Origin of the sequence: Pseudosulfitobacter sp. SM2401, from assembly GCF_042932805.1 — a bacterium.
In the GTDB taxonomy this organism is placed as follows: Bacteria; Pseudomonadota; Alphaproteobacteria; order Rhodobacterales; family Rhodobacteraceae; genus Ascidiaceihabitans.
In genome coordinates, this window is sequence record NZ_CP170633.1 from 65,070 (window position 1) to 88,759 (window position 23,690).

General features: G+C 54.8%; 25 protein-coding genes and 1 tRNA gene. 16 read left to right on the top strand and 10 right to left on the bottom strand.

Annotated features, from left to right (window positions below):
- Positions 1 to 14 precede the first annotated feature (14 nt).
- Positions 15 to 932 carry a DUF6159 family protein gene (locus ACFIO0_RS00350; RefSeq protein ID WP_390912524.1) on the bottom strand — a complete coding sequence of 306 codons (918 nt, stop codon included), beginning with the start codon at positions 930 to 932 and terminating at the stop codon, positions 15 to 17.
- Positions 933 to 1,255: 323 nt separating this feature from the next.
- Here ACFIO0_RS00350 and ACFIO0_RS00355 point away from each other — a divergent pair, with 323 nt between their 5' ends.
- From ACFIO0_RS00355 to ACFIO0_RS00370, 4 genes are all read left to right on the top strand, one after another.
- Positions 1,256 to 1,849: a hypothetical protein gene (locus ACFIO0_RS00355; RefSeq protein WP_390912526.1), complete on the top strand. Its 594-nt coding sequence runs from the start codon at positions 1,256 to 1,258 to the stop codon at positions 1,847 to 1,849.
- Between the two features lie 151 nt (positions 1,850 to 2,000).
- Positions 2,001 to 2,852, top strand: a complete 852-nt coding sequence (locus ACFIO0_RS00360; protein ID WP_390912528.1) for a hypothetical protein — start codon at positions 2,001 to 2,003, stop codon at positions 2,850 to 2,852.
- Positions 2,853 to 2,925: 73 nt separating this feature from the next.
- Positions 2,926 to 3,330, top strand: a complete 405-nt coding sequence (locus tag ACFIO0_RS00365) for a hypothetical protein (protein ID WP_390912530.1) — start codon at positions 2,926 to 2,928, stop codon at positions 3,328 to 3,330.
- A 475-nt stretch (positions 3,331 to 3,805) separates the two neighbouring features.
- The gene (locus tag ACFIO0_RS00370) at positions 3,806 to 4,507 is read left to right on the top strand and encodes a metallophosphoesterase (protein WP_390912531.1); all 702 of its coding nucleotides are present in this window, start codon (positions 3,806 to 3,808) and stop codon (positions 4,505 to 4,507) included.
- Between the two features lie 85 nt (positions 4,508 to 4,592).
- Here ACFIO0_RS00370 and ACFIO0_RS00375 read toward each other — a convergent pair whose 3' ends face one another.
- From ACFIO0_RS00375 to ACFIO0_RS00405, 7 genes are read right to left on the bottom strand one after another with little or no spacing between them, the layout of a single operon-like run.
- The gene (locus ACFIO0_RS00375; RefSeq protein ID WP_390912532.1) at positions 4,593 to 5,738 is read right to left on the bottom strand and encodes an iron-containing alcohol dehydrogenase; all 1,146 of its coding nucleotides are present in this window, start codon (positions 5,736 to 5,738) and stop codon (positions 4,593 to 4,595) included.
- Positions 5,739 to 5,743: 5 nt separating this feature from the next.
- Positions 5,744 to 7,117 (bottom strand): aldehyde dehydrogenase family protein, encoded by a 1,374-nt coding sequence (locus ACFIO0_RS00380; protein WP_390912533.1) that lies wholly within the window; start codon positions 7,115 to 7,117, stop codon positions 5,744 to 5,746.
- 5 nt (positions 7,118 to 7,122) lie between these two features.
- Positions 7,123 to 8,475 (bottom strand): glutamine synthetase family protein, encoded by a 1,353-nt coding sequence (locus ACFIO0_RS00385; protein WP_390912534.1) that lies wholly within the window; start codon positions 8,473 to 8,475, stop codon positions 7,123 to 7,125.
- Positions 8,476 to 8,532: 57 nt separating this feature from the next.
- A complete protein-coding gene (locus ACFIO0_RS00390; RefSeq protein ID WP_390912535.1) occupies positions 8,533 to 9,564 on the bottom strand; it encodes a TRAP transporter substrate-binding protein DctP in 1,032 nt (343 codons plus the stop codon).
- A gap of 46 nt (positions 9,565 to 9,610) precedes the next feature.
- Positions 9,611 to 10,939, bottom strand: coding sequence for a TRAP transporter large permease subunit (locus ACFIO0_RS00395; protein WP_390912537.1), 1,329 nt, complete (start codon positions 10,937 to 10,939; stop codon positions 9,611 to 9,613).
- Positions 10,939 to 11,508, bottom strand: coding sequence for a TRAP transporter small permease subunit (locus ACFIO0_RS00400; RefSeq protein WP_390912539.1), 570 nt, complete (start codon positions 11,506 to 11,508; stop codon positions 10,939 to 10,941). The genes ACFIO0_RS00395 and ACFIO0_RS00400 overlap by 1 nt, the downstream gene beginning before the upstream one ends.
- A complete protein-coding gene (locus tag ACFIO0_RS00405; RefSeq protein ID WP_390912541.1) occupies positions 11,496 to 12,233 on the bottom strand; it encodes an N-formylglutamate amidohydrolase in 738 nt (245 codons plus the stop codon). Before ACFIO0_RS00405 ends, ACFIO0_RS00400 begins: the two co-directional genes overlap by 13 nt.
- 155 nt (positions 12,234 to 12,388) lie before the next feature.
- Between ACFIO0_RS00405 and ACFIO0_RS00410 the strand changes: the two genes are divergently transcribed.
- Positions 12,389 to 13,261: an SIS domain-containing protein gene (locus ACFIO0_RS00410; RefSeq protein WP_390915383.1), complete on the top strand. Its 873-nt coding sequence runs from the start codon at positions 12,389 to 12,391 to the stop codon at positions 13,259 to 13,261.
- Between the two features lie 283 nt (positions 13,262 to 13,544).
- Here ACFIO0_RS00410 and ACFIO0_RS00415 read toward each other — a convergent pair whose 3' ends face one another.
- A complete protein-coding gene (locus ACFIO0_RS00415; protein WP_390912543.1) occupies positions 13,545 to 14,186 on the bottom strand; it encodes an FCD domain-containing protein in 642 nt (213 codons plus the stop codon).
- Positions 14,187 to 14,317: 131 nt separating this feature from the next.
- Here ACFIO0_RS00415 and dctP point away from each other — a divergent pair, with 131 nt between their 5' ends.
- The 7 genes from dctP to ACFIO0_RS00450 all read left to right on the top strand — a co-directional run bounded on the left by dctP (position 14,318) and on the right by ACFIO0_RS00450 (position 20,209).
- Entirely contained in the window at positions 14,318 to 15,298 is a 981-nt protein-coding gene (gene dctP, locus ACFIO0_RS00420) for a TRAP transporter substrate-binding protein DctP (protein WP_390912545.1), read from the top strand.
- 68 nt (positions 15,299 to 15,366) lie between these two features.
- On the top strand, positions 15,367 to 15,915 hold the full coding sequence (locus tag ACFIO0_RS00425) for a TRAP transporter small permease subunit (protein WP_390912546.1): 549 nt from the start codon (positions 15,367 to 15,369) through the stop codon (positions 15,913 to 15,915).
- Between the two features lie 2 nt (positions 15,916 to 15,917).
- On the top strand, positions 15,918 to 17,234 hold the full coding sequence (locus ACFIO0_RS00430; protein ID WP_390912548.1) for a TRAP transporter large permease subunit: 1,317 nt from the start codon (positions 15,918 to 15,920) through the stop codon (positions 17,232 to 17,234).
- Between the two features lie 23 nt (positions 17,235 to 17,257).
- Entirely contained in the window at positions 17,258 to 18,043 is a 786-nt protein-coding gene (locus tag ACFIO0_RS00435; protein ID WP_390912550.1) for an Asp/Glu racemase, read from the top strand.
- 30 nt (positions 18,044 to 18,073) lie between these two features.
- A complete protein-coding gene (locus tag ACFIO0_RS00440; RefSeq protein WP_390912551.1) occupies positions 18,074 to 18,895 on the top strand; it encodes a helix-turn-helix domain-containing protein in 822 nt (273 codons plus the stop codon).
- Positions 18,896 to 18,995: 100 nt separating this feature from the next.
- Positions 18,996 to 19,523 carry a YbhB/YbcL family Raf kinase inhibitor-like protein gene (locus tag ACFIO0_RS00445; protein WP_390912553.1) on the top strand — a complete coding sequence of 176 codons (528 nt, stop codon included), beginning with the start codon at positions 18,996 to 18,998 and terminating at the stop codon, positions 19,521 to 19,523.
- A gap of 53 nt (positions 19,524 to 19,576) precedes the next feature.
- Positions 19,577 to 20,209 (top strand): YbhB/YbcL family Raf kinase inhibitor-like protein, encoded by a 633-nt coding sequence (locus tag ACFIO0_RS00450; RefSeq protein WP_390912555.1) that lies wholly within the window; start codon positions 19,577 to 19,579, stop codon positions 20,207 to 20,209.
- A gap of 44 nt (positions 20,210 to 20,253) precedes the next feature.
- On the opposite strand, the gene ACFIO0_RS00455 is transcribed toward ACFIO0_RS00450, so the two are convergent.
- Positions 20,254 to 20,328, bottom strand: a tRNA-Thr gene (locus ACFIO0_RS00455).
- An 84-nt stretch (positions 20,329 to 20,412) separates the two neighbouring features.
- Here ACFIO0_RS00455 and ACFIO0_RS00460 point away from each other — a divergent pair.
- The 4 genes from ACFIO0_RS00460 to hisD are packed head-to-tail and all read left to right on the top strand — an operon-like array spanning position 20,413 to position 23,674.
- Complete coding sequence (locus ACFIO0_RS00460; protein WP_390912556.1) at positions 20,413 to 20,586, top strand: hypothetical protein; 174 nt, start codon at positions 20,413 to 20,415, stop codon at positions 20,584 to 20,586.
- Complete coding sequence (gene murA / locus ACFIO0_RS00465; protein ID WP_390912558.1) at positions 20,587 to 21,855, top strand: UDP-N-acetylglucosamine 1-carboxyvinyltransferase; 1,269 nt, start codon at positions 20,587 to 20,589, stop codon at positions 21,853 to 21,855. It abuts the gene before it with no gap.
- Positions 21,855 to 22,325 (top strand): DUF2948 family protein, encoded by a 471-nt coding sequence (locus ACFIO0_RS00470; protein WP_390912561.1) that lies wholly within the window; start codon positions 21,855 to 21,857, stop codon positions 22,323 to 22,325. Before murA ends, ACFIO0_RS00470 begins: the two co-directional genes overlap by 1 nt.
- 47 nt (positions 22,326 to 22,372) lie before the next feature.
- Complete coding sequence (hisD, locus tag ACFIO0_RS00475) at positions 22,373 to 23,674, top strand: histidinol dehydrogenase (protein WP_390912563.1); 1,302 nt, start codon at positions 22,373 to 22,375, stop codon at positions 23,672 to 23,674.
- The last annotated feature ends 16 nt before the right edge of the window (positions 23,675 to 23,690 follow it).

Below are 23,690 nucleotides of genomic sequence, written 5' to 3' on the forward strand. Positions count from 1 at the left end.
CCCCTTACAGCGGCTTAATCATCGCCGCCGTGAGGGGAATGATCATGATCTTCAACGTGTTGGGCGCTTTTGGGGTCACGCTGGCTAAAGGCGTGTTCCAGATCGGCACCATCAAAATGTGCGGGCAATTTCCCGTCCACTGCGTAAACATACAGCGCCGATGTCAGGATCGCATCCAACGTGGTGATCACCAAGGCAGTCAAGGCGATCAACAGCACCGCAAACACCAGAAGTGCAGCCGCCAATACCGGCACCGCATCCAAAAGCATAGCGCCAGCCCCTATCAAAATAAACGCCGGTAAAATCGTAACAATAGCAACAGCGGAAAGCCCGATGTGGGCGACCATTGCTTCGCCCCAGGTTTTACGAATAAGCGACACAGAGGTCTTCATCGCCTTGATCGGACCAACCCGGTCTGCGACCAAAACCGGCACCACAAAAAAGGCGGCAATCGTCCACGCCCCGCCAAGAAAACTGAAAATGAAACTTGCCAGCCCGTCCGTTCGCTTGGCCGATTGTTGCAGAATAAACCCGACTGTCGCGGTCACAAGGGCCCAGACAAACACCAGCGGCAGCCGTGAAATCGCGGCGCGCAGCCCATCCATCACCGTCGGATCACCACCGGCAAACCGGATACGCGCGCAGGCAATCAGAGCGGTGTTGAAAAAGACAAAAACAAATGTCGTGAACACATACACAACGTAGCTGGCAAAAATCATCGTGACGTTGTTTGCTTTTTCAGGATCATCGTTGAACCACGCCAAAAGCGTATCAAGATGTCCGGCAAGGTAGATCGGCCAGACCACAACGCCGGTGGTCAAGGCCAGGGCCGCAATGCTTAGGATCGGGAAAATCAGCAGTTCCTTGTCCAGCATCAACACCCGCCAGCAAATCACCATCAGTCGCCAGGCCGCTTTAATTTTTTTGAACATTCTATGGGCACCTTAAAATATGCGTCGCCGCGTGGTCTGAGAGGGGCAATAATCCTGAGTGCCGAAATGAAGCGCAGGATGAGTTGCGAGCCTCATTTATCCCTCATCGTTGACAGCTAAGAGGTTAAAAATCAAGGCAAAGTCGGGTTGGAACGCGTATGGTGCCTTGCGGGGGTTGTGGGGGCATGGGCCAATGACCTAGACACGTTGCAACGCGTTTGAACGACAGCACTAAGTGGCTGCAACGTGGGGTGGTATGCGCGCTCTGAACAGAACGGTCCAGCGTGATCCGCCTTTCAGAGCACTAATCAAAGGATGTCGTGATGAAAAAGCTTAGCGTTTTGGCTGGGGCACTCATACGGTTTGCACGCAGAAAACCGGTTCTCAGTTTGGGCTGTGTGGCGCTCGCGATTGCTTTGGTTCTTGTGGCCACGATGCTGTTTTCTGCGGGCAAAGTGACACGCGATTTTTCTGCGTTCGAGACGTATGAATTCAAGCAAACGCACGGGCTGGGGTTTTGTAGTGATCCGGATCGCCCGCATTCCGCCAAAATCACCCGCAATGCTGACGGAACGATGGCGTTTTCGCATGCGCTGCTGGCCCTTGCCGGAACTGATCCCGAACAATGTGACGGCGGTGTTGCCACCGATGACGGGTGCTTGCGCCCCAACGATCAACCGCCCAGACAGTTGTCCCCACAAGAGGCCGATCAGGTCACAGCCGTGTTTGCACAGACTACCTATCACCGGCGGCCAGACCCGCTGTGTCGCGAGTATGGCATCGATCCTTGCATGATCGAACGCCATGTGTGGGACGGCAAGGAACTGAGCGATTTTCTCTGCGGATCGGACCGGTTGACTGGCGAACATGACACCAGAATGCGCGACCTTCTGATCGATCTAAAATCCGGCGGCTGACCGGTTTCGAACAACGCGCCCCCAACACTAGGTCCTTTTCCTGTGTCGTATTTTTGATCGTAGGCACCACCATCGCGTGAATTTTCGGAAGTATTAGTCGCATGCCCGCAGAGGTGCTAGTGTCAGATATCAATTATGCTCGGAGAAGCAAATGAATTGGACGATCAAGAACTTAGTGGCGGGCTTTGGCCTGTCGCTCTTTAGTGCGCTGCCGGCCTACGCCGATGGCGTTGACCAAATTTTCAAAGCCGATGGCACCTTTATTGACGAAATCGAAATCGTTGGTGACGTGGTCATGGACTCTGGCGAAACCTTAGCGCTTTTGGAAATGCGCGCACAAGAAATGAAGTTTTTCGTCGACCCTGACGCGGTTTACGTCACGCTGTACGATGAAAACCCGATCTTGACGGAAAACAAAGAGTTCTACGGCTTTTGGGTCAGCACCCGACCGCCTGGCGCTTCTGAATGGCCCGACTGCGGCTACAACGTCGTGGACGATCAAGGCACGGCGTATGACGCGCACGGCACGCTGGTCTGGACCAACACCGACATCGCCCCGAATGGTTATAGTCTGGCCTACAGCATCGATCTTGGCACATGCCAAACCCGCCAATTGCCTTGGGGCTACAGCCTTGCTGCAATCCAGATGTCGCCAGATGCGGGCGTTCCGCATGGTGATGTTCCGGATCAAAACAGCTACAAGGTGACGGATTCCAACGGGGCAGAATACTACGTCGAGGCCGCTGACGGGGGGGCAATTTTGACCTCGGTTGAATTTCGGGAAATCGCTGTCCCGATGGCGGACGCGGCGCAAAGCACCGAAATCTTTTTCGAACAAGACGTCCTGAACATGTACGCTGATTGCTCGACGGGCAGCATGCATTACGGCTACGGAACGTGGTCTTGGGCAAACGGTGGCTTTCTGGTCAACTTCGACAGCGTCAGTTTTTCCTTTCCGCGCATGGATGCCCCACCCGAAAATGGCGGTGCCTGCCGCATGTAAGCGGGCGGCGATTTAAGAGAAATTTTTCCGCGATTGTCTTTGGCCAGTCGCGGGTTCAATTGAAGGATAAGATATGCATTTTTTGACCAAACTGTTTCGTTTGACCCTGCCATTGGCTGTAACTATGCCGCTAGCAGCATCTGCTGCCCAAGACAGTGGCTGGCACTGCACCAACGCTGATTTCGAGATCAACTGTAGCGACGGAAAATGCACTCTCGCCGACGCACACACCCCGATGAGCATCGATGTCAGCAACGATGAAATCAGCTGGTGCGCCTACTCTGGCTGCTGGACCGGGCCCACGGGTGCCACAGTATCGTCTGGCCCGTTCGTGTCGTTCCACGGGCTGGCTTTGGAAAATAGCAACGATTCAAATTACATTGTTGATGTTGCGATCATCATCGATTCAAGATCGAAATCCGCGACGATCATGGCATCCGGATTGTTCACAACCCCCGCCACATGCGCGCCAAAATAACACCCGACGCGCGAAAGCTGGTGAAACTTTCAGGCCGATCTTTCAACCTGCGATGTCAGAGAATCTATGGTGCTTCTAGAGGGCATGGAAACTCTATGTCTTGGGGGTTCATCGCGTATCGCCAAGCAAACCACCTGTTCACCGCACAGTTTGCGCATCTTCTCAGGAATGCGGAAAGGGAGAAGTGTTTCGGCGATCCAAATGAGTGGTCGATCGGCTAAATTCCTGCAAATTTCCAACATCTGAAATGCCGATAAAAGCTGGAACAGCCGACTGTGGCCGGCAACATAATGGGTTCATAGATGCTGTTGTTCGGCCAACGCACTGACCACAGTGAAAGGCCCAAAGTTGAGCTTGCAGTTTTTGATTTCTCACGATGGGTCGTCATCAAAATCTCTCTGGCGGATGGCTGATCCTTACAAAACTGATAATCCATTTCTGGACTTAGAATGTGGGATCATATGTAATTGCAGCTATGAAGCTCGTCATCATAAGCGACACACATGGTCGTCATGAGAACCTCGGTATATTGCGCGGAGACATCCTTATCCATTGTGGTGACTTCGAGCAGCTTTTTGAACAAGACAATCAGGCAATTCGAAAGATCGATGCATGGTTCGGGCGACAAGAGTTCAAGCATATTCTTTGCATCGGTGGAAACCATGACCTGACTTTAGAAAAGTTGGTGCAGATCAAAGAGCAACCCTTTGAAAACGCCATCTATCTTCAAGACACTGAATTTGTTTACGAAGGTGTAAAATTCTATGGGGCGCCGTGGGTTCCCGACCTTAGCAATCACGCATTCTATGCTAACGACCTAGCATTGGACCAAGCGTGGGCAAAGGTTCCGCGCGACGTGGACGTTCTGGTCACGCACACGCCGCCTGTTAATATCCTTGACGTTTCCAGCAAGGGCCAGCGATTGGGGTGTGCAAGTTTGTCTCGCCGATTGCAGGCATTGAACCCCAGGGTTCATTGTTTTGGTCACGTGCACGCAAGTGCTGGTACCTGTGTGAAAAGAGGCACGAGATATGTGAATGCCAGCTATCAACCGTCAACATCTGCGTTCGAGTATGAATTCGTTTCTCGGAGCGGTAAATCTGATCCAAAGTCTTGGTGGCAAAAAATCCGCAAGTTGGGCGCCAAACAAACATCGCTTTCGCGGGCCACGACCTAAACTGAAGATGCCAAAGATAAGCGGTCAGTCAGGCTTAGCCAAATGTATGACCAAGCCCAAAAATTCGACCACTTGAAACCCGAGCTCAAATAATTTCAAGCAAGAGCTTTGTTGTGTTTTCCTGCGTCATCTCGACGGGATTTCCGCCAGTGCTGGGGTCACTCAAAGCACCAGCAACAATCCGGTCGATGTCCGGATTTTCGATGCCAAGCCCTGACAGAGTTTTAGGAATGCCAAGCGATGCGTTTAAATCATCCACATAGGCGCAAAAACCATCGAACCCGCCCGAGATATCAAGATATCTTGCCGCTTGGGTGATCACATCTGTGATCGCAGGCCTGTTGAACTGCAAGACGGCGGGCATGCAAACAGCATTCGTGGTGCCATGGTGGGTGTGGTACATCGCGCCAATCGGATGCGACAGCGCATGGATCGCGCCAAGCCCCTTTTGGAAACCCGTCGCCCCCATGATGGCCGCAGACATCATATGCGCGCGCGCTTGGATATCTGTGCCATCTGCAAAGGCGCGCGGCAGGTACTCTTTGACCAAACGCATACCCTCAAGCGACATGCCTTGCGACATTGGGTGATAGTGCGGGGAACAGAAGGCTTCGACGCAGTGCGCGAAGGCATCAAGGCCCGTGCCAGCCGTGATAAAACCGGGCATTCCAACCGTCAATTCAGGGTCACAAATCACCACCGCAGGAAGGAACTTGGGATGGAAAATGATCTTTTTCTGTTCGGTTTCGGAGTTCGTGATGACCGAGGCACGTCCAACTTCGGACCCCGTGCCCGCGGTTGTCGGCACTGCAACAATAGGCGCAATCGCATCCGCATCTGCGCGGGTCCACCAATCGCCAATGTCCTCGAAATCCCACAGCGGTCGGGTTTGGCCTGCCATGAACGCCACGAGCTTGCCTAGATCCAGACCAGAGCCACCGCCAAACGCCACAACCCCGTCGTGCCCGCCATCGTTATAGGCTTTGACACCTGCGGCGGCGTTCTTTTCATTCGGGTTTGGATCCACTTCGGAAAACATCGCACGACCAAGGCCAGCAGCGTCTAGCAGGTCAAGCGTCTTGGTTGTGATGTCCATATTTGCCAGGCCACGGTCCGTGACCAGCAGCGGCTTTTTGATCCCCGCGACAGCGCAGGCATCCGCAATTTCAGAAATACGTCCGGCACCGAAACGAATAGAGGTTGGGTAGGACCAGTTTGCTGTGATGCTCATGTTCGTCAGGCTTTCTTCAAGTGGTATGATTTTGGGCGTGTCAGGTTATGATAGCCGATCACAGACAGACCGCCGCCGCGTCCTGTGTCCTTACATCCCGTCCAGCACAGGCCAGGATCAAGGTAGTCAGCGCGGTTCATAAACACAGTGCCTGTTTCGATTTGATCGGCGATGGCCTCGGCGCGGGCGGCATCCTGTGTCCACAACGATGCAGTCAGCCCAAAGGTGCTGTCGTTCATCAGCTTGATCGCTTCGGCGTCGTCTTTGACAGCCATGATACCAACGACCGGACCAAAGCTTTCCTCGCGCATCACCCGCATGTCATGGGTCACGTTTGTCAGGATTTGTGGCATCAGATAGGCACCAGTGTCCTCGGGGAAATCCGCCTCTGCGATATGGGCTTTTGCCCCATCTGCTATCGCCTCGGCCGTTTGCGCGCGCACCTCGTCGGCAAACCGTACGTGTGCCATCGGACCTAGGGTGGTCTCAGGGTTCAACGGGTTGCCAAGCGTGTAGCCATTTACGATTGCCACGGCCTTTTCAACAAAGGCCTCAAACAGGCTCTCATGGACGTAAATCCGTTCAATTCCGCAGCAACACTGGCCGGAATTAAACATCGCGCCATCGATAAGCGTATCAACCGCGGCGTCCAAATTAGCGTCTTCCATCACATAACCCGGATCTTTGCCGCCCAGTTCAAGACCAACGCCGGTGAACGTGCCCGATGCAGCCGCTTCCATCGCTTTGCCGCCAGCCACTGATCCGGTAAAGTTCACAAAGCCGAAAGCGCGCTCTGCGATCAGGGCCGATGTGGTTGCATGATCCAGAAATACATTTTGAAACACGTCTTTGGGGATGCCAACAGAATGGAACGCCGCTGCCATCCGTTCGCCAACCAAAGGTGTTTGTGAGGCATGTTTCAGCATCACCGAATTGCCTGCGATCAGGGCCGGGGCAACGGTATTGATCGCGGTCATATACGGATAATTCCACGGGGCGACGACCAGCACCAATCCGTGCGGCACACGTTTTATGACACGGCGAAAGGCATCGCTGTCTTCGACCACGATCGGAGCCAACGCCTGCTCGGCAATGTCGGCCATGTAGCTGGCACGCTCGTTAAAGCCGCCAAATTCGCCGCCATATCTGACAGGCCGGCCCATTTGCCATGCGATTTCTGGAACGATGTCATCGTTCATTGCGCCCACTGCAGCAACACCAGCTTGGACGAGCGCAATCCGCTCGGACAATGGGCGTGCGGCCCAGTCTGTTTGGGCTGCCTTTGCGCGGGCAACCACAGCATCAGCATCCGCGCGCGTTAGGGTTTCACGGGTCGCATAAACAGACCCGTCGATGGGCGAAATACAGGTGACAGTCATAGTGATTAAGCCCTTTCAAAACCGCGTGCGATTTCCCAATCGGTGACAACGCGGTCAAATTCTTCTAGTTCCCATTCAGCGGCACGGGCGTAATGATCAATCACATCGTCCCCCATCGCTGTGCGCAGCATGGCCGATCCAAGCAGTGCTTCTTTCGCGTCGCGCAGGTTCCGGGGAATGTGCGCCGAGGCTGTATCCTCGTAAGCGTCACCCGTAAACGCGGCGGGCAGAGCCAGCTTTTCTTCGATCCCCCTGATGCCTGCCGCCAGCATTGCAGCCTGCGCGAGATAGGGGTTCATGTCAGATCCCGGTATGCGGCACTCAACCCGGATCGCCTTGCTGCCTTCGCCACACAAACGGTAGGCTGCAGTGCGATTGTCGACCGACCAGATGATCCGTGTTGGCGCAAACGAACCCTTGGCGAAGCGTTTGTAGCTGTTGACGTAAGGTGCCATGAAATAGGTGTAATCAGCGGCGTATTTGATCAGACCCGCCATGTAGTGATCCATCAGTTCGGATTTGCCATTGGGACGGTCAGGGTCAAAGAATGCCGGTTTGCCGTCTTTCCAAAGCGACTGATGCACATGGCTGGATGACCCGACGCGTTCATGGCTCCATTTGGGTAAAAACGTCGCCGCGTGTCCTTGCTGCCAGGCGATTTCTTTGACCGCGTGTTTTGAAATCGAATGGTGGTCAGCGCAGGCCAAAGCGTCGGCGTATTTGATGTTCAGCTCTTCCTGCCCTGCCTCTGCTTCACCTTTGGACCCCTCGACCGGAATGCCCATCGCATAAAGGTGGTTGCGCAGTGGGCGCATCACGCCTTCTTCTTTGGTGGTCTGGAGGATGTGATAATCTTCGTTGTAGTCACTGATTGGCGCCAGATCGCGAAAGCCACTTTTCGCGATTTCGCTAAAGCTTTTTTCGAACAGGAAAAATTCCAGTTCTGTCGCCATAGTGGCGCTGAATCCCAACTTGGTCAGGCGTGCGATTTGCTTTTTCAGCATCGCGCGCGGTGAATGGGTGATCGGGTGCCCATGATGATCCATCACATCACACAGCACCATCGCTGTACCGTCGAGCCACGACACAAGGCGCAGGGTCGTCAGGTCGGGCTTCATCGTATAGTCGCCGTAACCGGATTCCCAACTGGTCGAGGCATAGCCATCTGGCGTGGCCATCTCTAAATCAGTTGCAAGCAAGTACGTGCAGCAATGTGTTTCGGCATGCCCGCTCTCCACAAAGGCCTGCGCATGAAAACGCTTGCCCATCAGTCGTCCTTGCATATCCACCAGACAGGTCAGAACAGTATCAATAGACCCATCAGCAACGCGGGTTTTCAGGTCTTCAAAACTTAGCATTCTATTTCCATTCTTATGCGGGTGCAGGGGCCGCGTGCGACGGCCCCTGCAAGAGTGTTAACCGTAACGGTAAGGCCGTCCAGCCTTAACCATATCCGCGTTGTATTTCTTGAAAATATCAACAACACGGCGTTTCACTTCAGACTCAGCTGCGATTTCTTCCCAGAACTCCAGGGCTGCGGATTCAACTGTTGCCCATTCTTCATCTGGAATGGATGTCAGTTCCATCTTGGATCCGTTGACGCGCAGGTCGGCTTCGCCGCCCCAGTACCACCACTGACGATAGTAATGTGACTGGTCACAGCAGACGCGGAACAGCGTTTGCAGATCTTCTGGCAGTTCATTCCAACGGTCCATATTGGCAAAGAATGATCCCGCCCAAGCGCCCGAAATGTTGTTGGTCAGGAAATAGTTGGTCACATCGGCCCACCCCACGGTGTAGTCCTCGGTGATGCCAGACCATGCGATGCCATCAAGTTCGCCGGTTTGAACCGCCACTTCGATATCTTCCCAAGGCAGGTTCACCGGAACAACCCCGAACTGGGATAAGAAACGGCCAGCTGTCGGGAAGGTAAAGATGCGCTTGCCTTTAAGATCGGCCAATGACCGGATCGGATCTTTCGTCGCGAAGTGGCAAGGATCCCAAGCACCGGCCGAGATGTGCTTTACGCCTACTTTGGAATACTCTTCATCCCAGATTTCGTTCAAACCATATTGGTTGAACAACACAGGCACATCGAGAGAGTAACGCGAGCCGAACGGGAAATACCCGCCAAATACGGTCACTTCGGTGGGTGACGCCATAGAGTCGTCATCCGATTGAACCGCATCAATCGTACCGCGCTGCATGGCCTGAAACAACTCGCCCGTCGGGACCAACTGATCGGCAAAGAACAATTCGATCTGCATACGGTCGCCCGCGATCTTGTTGAACATTTCAATCGCCGGAACGATTACTTCTGCGGCCAGCGAGGCACCCGCATAGGTCTGCATCCGCCATTTGATAGTGCTTTGCGCCAATGCTGGCGTTGCCAGTGCTGCAGCCGGAATAACAGCCGCGCCTTGGATAAACTTACGTCTTGAAGTCATGTCTTTTCTCCTTGGTTGGGTTTCGACCACTTTGGCGGTGGTTTCTCTATGGTTTGTTGTAAACGTAATCGGGCAGCCAGGTTGCGATGCCCGGAAAGACCATGACCAAGACAAGTGCAAAGACCATGATCAGCACAAAGGGTGTGATCGACGAATAGATGTCGCGCAGCGAGATTTCAGGCGGTGCCATGGCGCGCATCAAGAACAGGTTATAGCCAAAGGGCGGCGTCATATAAGCGATCTGCGTGGTGATCGTATAAAGGATGCCATACCAGATCAGGTCAAACCCAAGCTCGCCCACCAAAGGCACATAAAGCGGGGCGACAATGACCAGCATGGCTGTGTCGTCCAAGAATGTACCCATCAGGATAAAGCTAAGTTGCATCAAGATCAGGATCGTCCACGGGCTGAGATCGAGGCGTTCGGTAAAGACGGCTTCGATCGCTTTGACCGCACCAAGCCCGTCAAACACAGCCCCAAAGGCGAGGGCCGCCAGAATGATCCACATAAACATGCACGTGATACCCAAAGTGTTGCGGACCGAATTTTCGAACACTTCGCGGGTCATACGTCCCTTGAGGACAGCCGCCACAAAGGCAGCCATCGCACCAATCGCAGAGCTTTCCACCAGCGAAGTCCAACCATTCACAAACGGCACCATCATCACCGCAAAAATTGCGACTGGCAGCAGGCCTGCACGCAGCAGGCGCAGCTTTTCAGCGCGCGGGATATCGCGTTCGCTTTCATCCAAAACGGGCCCCAACACCGGATTGATCCGGCAACGCACGACGATGTAAATCACGAACAGGCTCGCCATCATCAGGCCCGGGATGACACCAGCCAACCAAAGCTGACCCACCGGTTGACGCGCAATCATCGCGTAAAGAACCAAAACAACAGAGGGCGGCACAAGGATGCCCAAACTGGACCCCGCCTGAATGACCCCCGTGACCATTCGCTTGTCGTAGCCACGTTTCAACAGCTCGGGCAGGGCAATGGTAGAGCCGATAGCCATGCCGGCAACACTCAGCCCGTTCATCGCTGAAATCAGGACCATCAGGCCGATTGTGCCAATCGCAAGCCCCCCGCGCAGGCCACCCATCCAGACATGGAACATCTTGTAAAGATCGTCGGCTATTTTGCTTTCTGACAGCACATAGCCCATGAAAATGAACATCGGCAGCGTCAGCAGCGGATACCATTTCATCAGCTTCATCGCCGCTGAAAACCCGATGTCAAAGCCCCCTTTGTCGCCCCACAACAACAAGGCTGCGACAACGGCAATAAACCCGATGGCCCCAAAAACACGTTGCCCGGTCAGCAGCATCAGCATCATGGAAGAGAACATTAAGGTGGCGATTAATTCGTATGACATCAGGTTTTTTCGCCTTTGAGCCGCAGAACATCTTTGAACAGTTCTGAAACGCATTGCAGCAGCATCAGGGTCATTCCCAAGATCATGATTGATTTGATGGGCCACATGTAGGGACGCCAAGCGGTTGAAGATCGCTCCACGCGACCGATCTCTTGCGTGCCCGTGACAAGCCCGCCAAAGAATGAAAACGGTTCCTTGCCCCAATACCCCAGTGAATAGGCCGTTGAGCTGACAGCCCCGTAGATTAAAACGCAGAGATAGAAGATCAAGAACAGCACGGTGATCAAATCAAACCATGCTTTCTTGCGAACGGACCACTCACCATAGAGCAAATCCATTCGCACATTTGAGCCAAGCTGGATCGAATACGGCCCGCCTAGAATATAATACGCGACCATCACAAACTGGGCCATTTCCAGCGTCCAGAGCGACGGAAGGAAAAAGGTTTTGCTGACAGAGGACCAAAGCAAAATGCCCATCAAAAGGAAGATGCCGTACATCACAATGCGACCTAGTCGGTAGTTGATCGCGTCGATTGCACGAATATAACGCTGCATTATGCCTGACATTGCACCACCCCTTCGATCTGCAAACGGGCCAGCGCATCTGACAGCCAACTGGCAATGCACTGTGCCATCTTTTCTTGTTGATCGGCCTCTTGAATAAGATCGTTGCGCACCTCTAGCATGACATTCAAATGCCCGTTCGCCAACGCGTGCTCTTTCAAGGTGTGCGTGACGCCATGCTCGGGCCCGTAGGGTTCGTTGCGCGCAACCAACCTGTCCGTATGATGGTGCGCCCTGTCCAACATGACATCCGCGAGGCGTGCATCACTGTCATGCAAGACGCCGATTTCTACGGCTCTCGTTTTACCGTGATAAATTGGCGTGAAACTGTGGATTGTCACGATGACTGCCATCGCGGTGGCGGCAATTGTTTCTGCAAGAGCGGCGCGAAACGGCTCATAGTAATCTTCCACGCGCTCTTGTCGTTGCGCCGCTGTCAGGTTCCGGTTTCCCGGAACTGTGATTGCTTCGCTCTGGTAGGGCATCGCATCAGGGGCCGATGGAGGACGATTGCAGTCATAGACAAGGCGCGACACGCCGGATGTGACGAGCTTTGCATTCAAACGCACCGACAGCCCTTTGGCCAAGGCCAGCGCGCCTGGATCCCACGCCGCATGGCTTTGCAACGCGTCACCCGCTAAGCCGAGGTCGCTATACTTGGTTGGGATAAAGGCGCTTGCATGCTCACAAACCACCACCACAGGGGATGATCCCTTTGCGTTGAACATCCTTACAGAGTCCTTGGGTGATGTCGGTTTAGCAGGGTTCATTTAAGTTCCTTGATCTCATGGTGCTTCTCAGACACGTTAAAAGTCAACACTCTTGTAAATTAATATTACAGGACGGATCGTTCTGGTATAAAAATAACAAAATTGAGAGATGGATGAGCGAAACCACACACACAATATCTGACCGCATTCAGCAAAAGCTGGACGATCTGACCCGTGCAGAGCGGCAGTTGGCGCTTTCGATTCTTGAAAATTATCCGGCGTCTGGCCTCGGTCCGCTGACGGCTTTGGCGAAAGATGCGAATGTTTCGGTTCCGACAGTCGCGCGGATGGTGCAAAAACTTGGCTACAAAGGGTATCCCGATTTTCAGGCCGAACTGCGTGAAGAACTGCGCGCCAAAGTAAAAGACCCCATCGCCAAACACGACACATGGGCAGAAGCGGCGCCATCAGAACATCTTTTGAACCGTTTCACGGACGCCGTCATCGACAATATCCGCCTGACGCTTGGCCAGATTGATCCTGTTGCTTTTGACAGGGCCTGCGGTCTTGTCGCCGATCAAAAGCGCCATCTCTATATTGTTGGCGGCCGCATCACCCATACGCTGGCCGAGTATTTCTTTATGCACATGCAGGTCATTCGTGCGGGTGTGACCCATGTGCAATCGACCTCAAACACCTGGCCGCACTATCTTTTGAATGCCAAAGAGGGGGATGTTTTTTGCATTTTTGATGTCCGCAGATACGAGAACAACACCCTAAAGCTCGCTGAGATGGCACATGCGCGTGGTGCAAAGATCATATTGTTTACGGATCAATGGCGCTCGCCCGTGCATCACTTGGCAGAATTTAGCCTGAGTTGTCGGATTATTGTGCCCTCGGCTTGGGATTCTGTGACGACGACGATGTTGTTGATCGAGACCATGATATCGTCAGTTCAAAACCTAAATTGGGATGAAACAAAGGATAGAATGGAAACCTTGGAAGATATGTTTGACCAGACAAAGCTATTTCGAAAGTTTACTTAAACAAAATGCTTTGCGGCAGCGCTGAACGTGGCCGGTTTCACCGCTCTTTATTAGCACCAAGCTGACCCCGAGAATCGACCGAGTACGGTACAAAAAGAACCCCGAGAATGTCCGCTATGGGATGTCGCCGTCATCTGAACGTAGCCCAGCATCCCGCAGTTCCGGCCCGTCGCGGCCAGCCGTCGCGCGACGGATCTGTCGCCACTTTCAACCTCATACTGAGTGCTAAAGATTGGCCAAAAGAACAGCGCCAGACCAAATGCCCAGCGCAATTTCAGCTATTTTACCCAAGCGCTTTTAAAAGACCCGGGAGACGGGAGCCTTGTAGCATCATGTGGTCCCGCATGAGGGTGTTTGCGCGAATGCCGTCTTTGGCAAGAACCGCTTCGCTAATCTCCTGGTGCTCTTCTAGCGACTTCTCCAACCGACCAACCGCTTCGTAAGGCATCAGGCGGTACACATTTATCCGGGCTTGTATTTGATCCAATTGATCCACCAGCCATGCGTTGCCACTGGCCTCATGGATCGCCGCATGAAAGGTCAGGTTTGCATTCGCGTAGGCGGGAATGTCTTCCGCATCGGCTGCAGATCGGCAAAGCTCTAGCCCTGCCTTAATCGCCTTTTTGCCGGATTGCGTCAGCAACTCACTTGCCAAACGACAGGCCATGCCCTCGAGCTCGGCCGCCACTTCGAACAAGTCGTTTAACTCTTTTGCAGACAAAACCCGCACAATTGCGCCTTTGCGCGGGCGTGTTTCGAGCAACCCGCATTCAACAAGCGATCTGATCGCTTCGCGAATGGGTGTCCGGCTGACACCAAAGCGGTTCGCTAGATCAGCCTCTTCAAGCTGATCGCCGGGCTTGAGCAAGCCACTGAAAATTTCATGTTTTAGCTGCTCAATAAGCTTGTCTGATGCACGTACCATTATGGCTCCTTCCGGCAGTTTCCATAGGGGGTTCGTGAAGAGTGTACCAGTAAAAAGGCCGCTATATGAATCTTTTTGGTTGATATATGTATACATATAAGACTAGTAAGAATCCATAGGGAGAAACCAAAATGAAAAATTTTCTGAAGACAACAGCACTTTCACTCTTACTTGCGACAGGTACCGCACAGGCCGAAGAACTGCGCTTGTCGCATCAATGGTCAACAAGCGATGTCCGTCATGAAGTGGCGCAGATCGTTGCTGACGAAGTCGCCGCAGCAGGGGTTGATCTAGAAATCACGATCTTTCCATCAAAATCACTGTTCAAACCACGCGAGCAATATCGCCCGCTTTCACGCGGTCAGTTGGATATGACGGTCTTTCCACTGTCCTACGCAGGCGGCCAGCAGCCATCCTTTAACCTGACGCTGATGCCGGGCTTGGTGAAAAATCACGATCACGCAGCTCGTCTCAGCCAGTCGCCGTTCATGGACGCTCTTGAGGCAAAGATGGCGCAAGACGATGTGATGGTTCTAGTCCACGGCTATCTTGCCGGTGGTTTTGTGGGCAAAGACACCTGCATAACCAAGCCTTCTGACGTTGTCGGTTTGCAAACCCGAGCAGCCGGCAAGTCCTTTGAACAAATGCTGGTGGGTGCTGGTGCGTCGATCACATCGATGGCCTCGTCCGAGATCTACTCTGCAATGCAAACCGGTGTTCTGGATGCGGCGAACACGTCGTCTTCGTCCTTTGTCTCTTACCGCATTTTTGAACAGGTCAAGTGCTACACGCCTGCCGCAGACATCGCGCTTTGGTTTTTGTATCAGCCGCTGTTGATGAACAAATCGACGTTCGAGGGACTGTCTGGCGAACAACAGGCGGCTCTGCGGGCCGCTGCTGAAAAGGCCGAAGCGCACTATCTTGAGCAAGCCAAGCTGCAAGACGCCAAGTCGGTTGATATTTTCCGCGAGGCCGGTGTCGAGATTGCTGAAATGACAGCAGGGGACTTTGCCGCATGGCAAGCCATCGCCAACAAGACGTCCTACGCAGCCTTCGTGGCTGACGTTCCGGGCGGTCAAGAATTGCTTGATCTCGCCCTCGCCGTCGAATGATCCAGCCGCTCCGGGACGCCTGCGCGCGCCCCGGAGCTTTCTAAAGTCCCAAAAAAAGGAAGATCGACATGGCCAGCCATGCCCCTTCGCCTGTCCACAGGGTAAAGAGCGAAAACACATTCGTTCGCACCGTACAGAACATTTCCAGCGTCGCGGGTTGGTGCGCTGCACTCATGATCCTCGCGGCGGTATTCTTGACTTGCCAGATGATCTTTATCCGTTTTGTTCTGAATGGCTCGACCGTTTGGCAAACAGAATACGTCGTCTTTCTCGTCATCGCGGCAACCTTGATCGGGCTGCCGTTTGTTCAGTTCCAACGCGGTCATGTGAATGTAGATCTGATCCCCTTGGCGCTGAAAGGCCGCGTGCGCTTTGCTCTGGCAGTTCTAACGCTGAGCCTGTCGATCGTGATCACGGCTATCATGGTGTTTTACGGCTATGAGCATTGGCACTTTGCTTGGGCGCGCGGTTGGACATCAGACACAGTGACCGCTGTACCATTGTGGATCCCTTACCTTTCGTTGCCGCTTGGGTTTGGTCTGTTGCTCTTGCAATTGATCGCCGACCTTGTGGCGCTTCTCATCAAATCTGAAACGCCATTTGGCTTGGAGGGATAACCATGGATCCGCTTCTTCTTGGTGCCCTTGTTGGCATCTCTACAATCCTCGTCCTGTTTTCTGGCGTTTCTGTCGGCATTGGATTGCTTATCGTTTCGGCGGGCTTTCTGGTTGTTTTCGACGGAATGCGGTCGCTTGAATTGATGCCTGAAATCTTCTTTGGCAAACTCGACAGCTTCGCCCTGCTTTCAATCCCGATGTTCATCATCATGGGTTCGTCCATTGCCTCGACGCGGGCAGGGGCAGATCTGTACGAAGCACTGGAACGCTGGCTTACACGTGTTCCCGGCGGCCTCGTGATCTCTAATCTTGGGGCCTGTGCGCTGTTTGCGGCAATGTCCGGATCTAGCCCTGCAACCTGCGCGGCCATCGGTAAAATGGGCATCCCGGAGATGCTAAAGCGCGGCTATCCAGAAGGCATCGCAACCGGTTCGATCGCCGCAGGGGGCACGCTTGGTATTTTGATCCCGCCTTCGGTCACCATGATCGTGTACGGCGTCGCAACCGAGACGTCGATTGGCCGCCTCTTTCTGGCCGGCGTTTTCCCGGGTCTGATGCTTGTCGCCTTGTTTATGGCATGGTCGATCTACGCCACTTGGAAATCTGGCGACATGGCGTTGATGAGCGCACGCAGCTACAGCTGGCGCGAAAAGTTTGAGGTGTTACCGCGTGTTCTACCTTTCGTCGGCATCATCATCGGTGTGCTTTATGCTATGTACGGCGGCGTTGCGACACCATCCGAAACCGCAGCCGTCGGAGCGCTTCTTTGCCTGACCGTCGCAATCGTAATCTACAAACTCTACGACATCCGCAAAATCTGGAGCATCCTGCAAGAAAGCACCAAGGAAAGCGTGATGATCTTGTTCATCATCGCCGCTGCTGGTGTGTTCTCTTACATGCTCTCTAGCCTGACGATCACCCAGAGCATTGCGACTTGGATCGGGACATTGGACGTAAACCCGTGGGTCTTGATGATTGCGGTGAATATCTTCTTGATCATCGCGGGTTTCTTTTTGCCACCCGTCGCCGTGATTTTGATGGCGGCACCGATCTTGTTGCCAATCATCACAACAGCAGGGTTTGATCCGATCTGGTTCGCGGTGATCCTGACAATCAACATGGAAATCGGGCTGATATCACCACCCGTTGGCCTGAACCTATATGTGATCAACGGCATCGCACCCGACATATCTTTGCGCACGATCTTGATGGGATCACTGCCGTTCGTGGGCTGCATGTTGTTCGCCATTGTCCTGCTGTGCGTCTTCCCCGGCATCGCAACCTGGCTGCCCGAAGCTGTCATGGGCCCGGCGCTTTAACCCCAACACCCAAAGGAAAACAAATGACATTTGCAACAAAATACCGCCGCGTTGGCCTGATCGTTCCCAGTTCTAACGTCACCATGGAAACCGAAATTCCGGCACTTTTAAAAGCCCGCGAGACCATATTGCCTGACCGTTTCACATTCCATTCCTCGCGCATGCGCATGAAGAGCGTCGTCAAAGAGGAACTGGAGGCGATGGACGCCGATAGCGTGCGGTGCGCCACTGAATTGTCAGATGCTGCGGTTGAAGTACAAGCCTACGCTTGCCTCGTTGCGATCATGTCCATGGGACTTGGCTATCACCGTGCATCGCGTGAAAAACTGGAAAAGGCGACGGCTGGAAATGGATGCCCTACGCCTGTCTTGAACTCCGCAGGTGCATTGATTGACGGGCTTAAAGAAATGGGCGTGAAGAAGGTCTCGATCATCTGCCCGTATATGCGCCCGCTGACAAAAATGGTTGTCGACTACATCGAAAACGAAGGGATCGAAGTGCAAGATTTCCTCGCCCTCGAAATCCCTGACAACCTTGAAGTGGCATCCCAAGATCCAACCGCCCCGTCAGAACTGTGGCGCAAGCTGGATCTGCGCGGCGTGGATGCAATCGTCGCCTCAGCATGCGTGCAAATGCCATCCTTACCGTCCATCGAGATGATCGAACGGGCTTCCGGCTTGCCAACCATGTCTGCCGCCGTTGCAACGACACGACAGATCCTGCGCAATCTCAATTTGACCGAGATTGCCCCCGGTGGCGGGGCACTTCTGGCAAATGGTATGCCTGCCTCAGAGCCGATGCTGGCCTGACATTCGGGTTGTACCAGATATAACACCGCTATGGATACAAAGAACCAAACACCTTCAAATCTGCCTGACGAAATCGGGCAGGTTTCGATCTTTCCGATCACGCAAGCCACAACCGCGACGTTTGCCGATCTCTATTTCCGGCTTACATTCTTTTTCTTCATCCAGCGTGGTGAAAAGCATGTAGAGACCCCCACGCAAGGTGAGATGCTTGGCCGCGAAGGCGATCTGATGATTTTCCCACCCGGCGCGATGGTGACGATGGTCAACCGCCCGGTTCTGGACGAAGCATACCGCGCCCTTGGCGTATGTTTTTCGCATGATTTGATTGATGCGGTGTTTGCTGATGCGACCAAACCCAAGAACGCGACGGATGTGCAAATCGTGCGTTCAGACACGCATCGTCCGAATGCAATCCTGTCGTTGATCCAAGAGAACCTGGCGAATGAGCACCTTCCGGAACCCATCCGTCAACATCGACTTATCGAGCCGCTGATCTGGTTGCGCGAACAAGGTATCGTTTTGCCGACGACACTGGAAGATCAGCCAATCAGCAAGGTGCGGCGCTTGATCGAAACCGACCTGAGCCACCCGTGGATGGCCGATGAAGTGGCACATCATTTTGCCATGAGCGAAGCCACCATGCGGCGTTGGCTGTCAAAAACGGGACAGGGTTTTGCAAAAATCCTGCTTCATACCCGATTGGAACGCGGGCTGAGCCTTTTGCAAACAACAGACGATCAAATCTCGGAAATCGCGCTGGATTGCGGGTTCAAGACACCTTCGCATTTCTCGGATGCCTTTCGGAAAAGGTTCGGGATAAAGCCAAAAGATATCCGTTTGGCAGCACATTGATCGAAATCCGATAGTTCTTGCGTGGCATCCGGAAGCGGGGGGCGTCGTTGATGGCTAATTTGGTCTTATCAACAACGAACATCCCGGAAAGGATTTCAACATGGCACGCACTTCATTCTTCGCAGCACTGATGGTTGCAACAACTCTCGCCGCACCTGCGCTTGCAGACACTTTCACGCTCACCAGCCCGGACATTGCCGAGGGGCAGCAACTGAGGTCTGATTTCGTCTTTCAAGGCTTTGGCTGTGAAGGCGGCAATGTCGCACCAACACTTGCGTGGACCGGCGCGCCTGAGGGCACCGAAAGCTTTGCCGTCACTGTCTATGACCCTGACGCCCCAACGGGTTCTGGTTGGTGGCACTGGTTTGCTTTCAACATTCCCGCCGATGTGACCGAACTGCCGGGCGGTGGATCGGTCAATGGCGTGCAACTGTCCAATGACTACGGCGCGCAAGGCTTCGGCGGCGCATGTCCTCCTCCGGGCAAAGTGCACCGCTATGAGTTTACCGTGCATGCTTTGGGCACAACGCTTGAGATCGACAATTCGGTCAGCAATGCGCTTGCAGGCTTCATGGTAAACGCCAACAGCTTGGCCTCGTCCACCATCACCGCAGTCTACAATCGCTAACCACAGCGCACCCCGCATTGTCGGGGTGCCTTCCTCACGCAAGGAACAAGCTCATGAAATTCTTAGTTGACGGCGTCGCAAATGGCGCGCCGATCTCTCCCAAATTTGCATTCGGGAACATCCCGGCGGCAGGAAATTTCGAACTGTCTGACAACATCAATCCGCACCTCGCTTGGGGCGATGCACCCGCAGATACAAAGTCTTTCGCGGTTATTGTACATGATCCGGACGTCCCATCCTCTGGTAAAGATGTGAACCAAACCGGCAAGACAGTGCCATCCGACTTACCGCGCGTGAATTTCTACCACTGGGTTTTGATAAACATCCCGGCTGACCATTCTGAGATCGCGGAAGGTGCCGACAGCGCTGCGGTGACACCCACAGGCAAGACGGCGGGCCAACACCCCCACGGTCGCACAGGCATCAACAGTTATACCGACTGGTTCGCAGGGGATGCGGATATGGGCGGTGAGTACGGCGGCTATGACGGCCCGTGCCCGCCATGGAACGACAGCATCATGCATCACTACCACTTCACAGTGTACGCCTTGGACGTCGAAACGCTGGATCTTGATGGTGCGTTCACGGGTGCGCAAGCTTTGGCCGCAATGGCGGGCCATATCTTGGATCAAGCCTCACAAATGGGCACCTACAGCATGAATCCCGAGGTCCGTGACGCGGCCTAATATGACTCCCTCAATGCGCTCGACCTGCGATGTGGGGGAATTTATGGTGCTGCTAGAGAGAATTGAACTCTCGACCTCGTCATTACCAATGACGCGCTCTACCACTGAGCTACAGCAGCACACTGAGCGGCTGATTAGACCCAAATCCACAAACGTGCAAGCCAATTCTGGACCATCCCGCAGCCCTGCGCTAGACAGTCGCCATGGCAGACAGAACGGCAGATAAATCCGCATCAAAAACCGCCCCAAAGGCAACCAACAGCCGCGAAGAACGGCTTAAGGCGGCGCTTAAGGCAAATATGGGACGGCGCAAGGCGCAAGCACGAGCGCGCAAAGACGCCCCTGCGGATGAACAACAGGTAAAGGACGAGGGTTAAATGGATTCGATTGTTGTACAGGGCGGCGGAGAGCTGAACGGACAAATTCCGATTGCAGGGGCGAAAAACGCGTGTTTGACGCTGATGCCGGCGACGTTGCTGAGCGAGGAACCGCTGACGCTCACAAACGCGCCGCGCTTGTCCGACATCAAAACGATGACTGCACTGTTGCAATCGCTGGGGGCCGAAGTGGCCACCATGCAAGACGGCAAAACGCTGGCCATGTCGTGCCACTCAGACATCAACACCCGCGCTGAATACGAAATCGTGCGTAAAATGCGCGCCTCTAATCTCGTGCTTGGGCCATTGCTCGCGCGCGAAGGCCACGCCGAAGTGTCACTGCCCGGCGGCTGCGCAATTGGTGCGCGCCCCATGGACATTCACACCGACGGCCTTGGCCTGATGGGGGCCGAAATCGAATTGCGCGACGGCTACCTGCACGCAAAAGCGCAGGGCGGGCGGCTAAAAGGGGCGGTCATCGACTTTCCGTTTGCGTCAGTCGGGGCCACCGAAAACATCATGATGGCCGCGACTTTGGCCAAAGGCACGACAGTCATCAACAACGCCGCACGCGAACCTGAGATTGTCGATCTGGCCGATTGCCTGCGCAAAATGGGCGCTCAAATTGACGGTGACGGCACGTCCACGATCACCATCCAAGGGGTCGATCGCCTGAACGGCGCGACGCATCCCGTCGTCACGGACCGCATCGAACTGGGCACCTACATGCTGGCACCTGCGTTCTGCGGCGGCGAGGTCGAATGCCTCGGCGGACGTCTGGATCTGGTCGGCGCGTTTGTCCAAAAACTCGACATGGCGGGCATCGACGTGACCGAAACGGCAAAGGGCCTCAAGGTCAAACGCCGCACCGATGAAATCAAAGCGGTCGACATCACAACCGAACCATTCCCGGGTTTCCCAACCGATTTACAGGCGCAAATGATGGCGCTGTTGTGCACGGCAATCGGCACGTCCGTGTTGGAAGAAAAGATTTTCGAAAACCGCTTTATGCACGCCCCCGAACTGATCCGCATGGGCGCTGACATCGAAGTTCACGGCGGCAACGCAACCGTCAAAGGTGTCGGAAAACTCAAAGGCGCGCCGGTGATGGCAACCGATTTGCGGGCCTCGATTTCCTTGATCCTCGCGGGCCTCGCTGCAACTGGCGAAACCAAAGTCAGCCGCGTCTACCACCTTGATCGCGGCTACGAACATGTCGTGCGCAAACTGTCGGCAGTGGGTGCAAAAATCGAACGGGTGTCCGAATAATGAGTGCAGATGCAAGTTTTGAAGACGGGCGTGACGCGCCGCTGAACCTTGGCGCACAGGATGTCGATGACATCAAAATCATCTCTGCTCTGGTTCAGGATTCCGTCTTTCCGATCACCGAAATGAAATGGTCCGCAAAACAGCGCCGCTTTGGCCTGTTGCTGAACCGGTTCCGGTGGGAAGAAGGCGGGCGCGTGAAATCATCGCCCGAACGCGTGCAATCTTTGCTGGCGTTTGACGGCGTGCTGAACGTGGCGAGCCAAGGCATCGATCGCTCTGATCCTGACATGGTTTTGTCGCTGTTGACCGTCGAATTCGACGCCGGTGAAGACGGGGCAGGGGACATGATCCTGACGTTGGCTGGTGACGGCGCGATCCGCCTCAAGGTCGAGACGATCGAGGCCACGCTCAAGGACGTCACGCGCCCGTACGTTGCACCTTCAAAACGCGCACCGTCGCATCCAGAGTAGTCGCAGCCAGAACATCTGACCTGACCCCAAATTTCGGAAGACCACCGATGCCCCAATTCCTAGACGCCACAGCCCCCGATTTCGAGGCGGCCTTTGTCGCATTGCTGTCCGCCAAGCGCGAAGACAGCCCTGACGTCGATCACATCGTCGCCCAGATCATCGCAGACGTGCGCGCGCGCGGCGATGGGGCCGTTCTGGAATTGACCGCCAAATTCGACCGCCTGACACTGGACGCAAGCCAGTTGGCGATCACAGCTGACGAGGTCGACGCCGCCTGCGAACAGGTCGATCCTGCCGTGCGCGACGCGCTGGAATTGGCCGCAAAACGCATCAGCGCCTATCACGCCCGCCAAATGCCCGAGGACGCGCAGTGGACCGATGAGGTCGGCGCGACGCTAGGCTGGCGCTGGACACCGGTGTCGGCGGCGGGCCTCTACGTGCCGGGCGGATTGGCGAGCTATCCTTCGTCGGTTTTGATGAACGCAATCCCGGCCAAAGTCGCAGGCGTGCCGCGCCTTGCGATCACCGTGCCGACGCCTGACGGGGTGTTGAACCCCGCCGTTTTGCTGGCCGCACGCCTGTCTGGCGTCGATGAAATCTACCGCATCGGCGGGGCGCAAGCGATTGCAGCGCTGGCCTACGGCACTGAAACCATCCCGCCTGTCGACAAAATCACCGGCCCCGGCAACGCGTTTGTTGCAGCCGCCAAACGACGCGTGTTCGGCAAGGTTGGCATCGACATGATCGCTGGCCCGTCCGAGATTTTGGTGATCGCGGATGCAGACAATGACCCCGACTGGATCGCGCTGGATTTGCTGTCCCAAGCGGAGCACGACGAGAGCGCGCAATCGCTGTTGATCACGACGGATGCCGCATTCGGGCAGGCAGTTTCGGACGCGATCGACAAGCGGCTCGAAACGCTGGAACGCCGTGCGATTGCGGGGGTTAGCTGGCGCGACAACGGCGCGATTATCACGGTGCCGGATCTGGCAACGGCGGCCAAATTGTCGGACCGGATTGCGCCCGAACACCTCGAACTGTGCGTCGCGGACCCCGTCGCGCTGTCTGAAAACATCACCCACGCGGGCGCGATTTTCTTGGGGCAATGGACACCCGAAGCGATCGGCGACTACATCGGTGGGCCCAACCACGTGCTGCCGACAGCGCGCTCTGCGCGGTTCTCGTCCGGGCTGTCGGTCATGGATTTCGTGAAACGCACGACCTTGGCGCAGATGACGCCCGCCGCCCTGCGTGCCATCGGTCCCGGTGCCGAGCAACTCGCCGCCTCCGAAAGCCTCGAGGCGCACGGGCTGTCGGTCACTGCCCGCCTGCGCAAGCTTAACGACTGAGGGGTGTTGTTGCCCC

Coding starts and splice junctions, on each gene's coding strand:
- ACFIO0_RS00350 (WP_390912524.1), bottom strand. CDS start 932: ATGTTCAAAAAAATTAAAGCGGCCTGGCGACTGATGGTGATTTGCTGG.
- ACFIO0_RS00355 (WP_390912526.1), top strand. CDS start 1,256: ATGAAAAAGCTTAGCGTTTTGGCTGGGGCACTCATACGGTTTGCACGC.
- ACFIO0_RS00360 (WP_390912528.1), top strand. CDS start 2,001: ATGAATTGGACGATCAAGAACTTAGTGGCGGGCTTTGGCCTGTCGCTC.
- ACFIO0_RS00365 (WP_390912530.1), top strand. CDS start 2,926: ATGCATTTTTTGACCAAACTGTTTCGTTTGACCCTGCCATTGGCTGTA.
- ACFIO0_RS00370 (WP_390912531.1), top strand. CDS start 3,806: ATGAAGCTCGTCATCATAAGCGACACACATGGTCGTCATGAGAACCTC.
- ACFIO0_RS00375 (WP_390912532.1), bottom strand. CDS start 5,738: ATGAGCATCACAGCAAACTGGTCCTACCCAACCTCTATTCGTTTCGGT.
- ACFIO0_RS00380 (WP_390912533.1), bottom strand. CDS start 7,117: ATGACTGTCACCTGTATTTCGCCCATCGACGGGTCTGTTTATGCGACC.
- ACFIO0_RS00385 (WP_390912534.1), bottom strand. CDS start 8,475: ATGCTAAGTTTTGAAGACCTGAAAACCCGCGTTGCTGATGGGTCTATT.
- ACFIO0_RS00390 (WP_390912535.1), bottom strand. CDS start 9,564: ATGACTTCAAGACGTAAGTTTATCCAAGGCGCGGCTGTTATTCCGGCT.
- ACFIO0_RS00395 (WP_390912537.1), bottom strand. CDS start 10,939: ATGTCATACGAATTAATCGCCACCTTAATGTTCTCTTCCATGATGCTG.
- ACFIO0_RS00400 (WP_390912539.1), bottom strand. CDS start 11,508: ATGTCAGGCATAATGCAGCGTTATATTCGTGCAATCGACGCGATCAAC.
- ACFIO0_RS00405 (WP_390912541.1), bottom strand. CDS start 12,233: ATGTTCAACGCAAAGGGATCATCCCCTGTGGTGGTGGTTTGTGAGCAT.
- ACFIO0_RS00410 (WP_390915383.1), top strand. CDS start 12,389: ATGAGCGAAACCACACACACAATATCTGACCGCATTCAGCAAAAGCTG.
- ACFIO0_RS00415 (WP_390912543.1), bottom strand. CDS start 14,186: ATGGTACGTGCATCAGACAAGCTTATTGAGCAGCTAAAACATGAAATT.
- dctP (WP_390912545.1), top strand. CDS start 14,318: ATGAAAAATTTTCTGAAGACAACAGCACTTTCACTCTTACTTGCGACA.
- ACFIO0_RS00425 (WP_390912546.1), top strand. CDS start 15,367: ATGGCCAGCCATGCCCCTTCGCCTGTCCACAGGGTAAAGAGCGAAAAC.
- ACFIO0_RS00430 (WP_390912548.1), top strand. CDS start 15,918: ATGGATCCGCTTCTTCTTGGTGCCCTTGTTGGCATCTCTACAATCCTC.
- ACFIO0_RS00435 (WP_390912550.1), top strand. CDS start 17,258: ATGACATTTGCAACAAAATACCGCCGCGTTGGCCTGATCGTTCCCAGT.
- ACFIO0_RS00440 (WP_390912551.1), top strand. CDS start 18,074: ATGGATACAAAGAACCAAACACCTTCAAATCTGCCTGACGAAATCGGG.
- ACFIO0_RS00445 (WP_390912553.1), top strand. CDS start 18,996: ATGGCACGCACTTCATTCTTCGCAGCACTGATGGTTGCAACAACTCTC.
- ACFIO0_RS00450 (WP_390912555.1), top strand. CDS start 19,577: ATGAAATTCTTAGTTGACGGCGTCGCAAATGGCGCGCCGATCTCTCCC.
- ACFIO0_RS00460 (WP_390912556.1), top strand. CDS start 20,413: ATGGCAGACAGAACGGCAGATAAATCCGCATCAAAAACCGCCCCAAAG.
- murA (WP_390912558.1), top strand. CDS start 20,587: ATGGATTCGATTGTTGTACAGGGCGGCGGAGAGCTGAACGGACAAATT.
- ACFIO0_RS00470 (WP_390912561.1), top strand. CDS start 21,855: ATGAGTGCAGATGCAAGTTTTGAAGACGGGCGTGACGCGCCGCTGAAC.
- hisD (WP_390912563.1), top strand. CDS start 22,373: ATGCCCCAATTCCTAGACGCCACAGCCCCCGATTTCGAGGCGGCCTTT.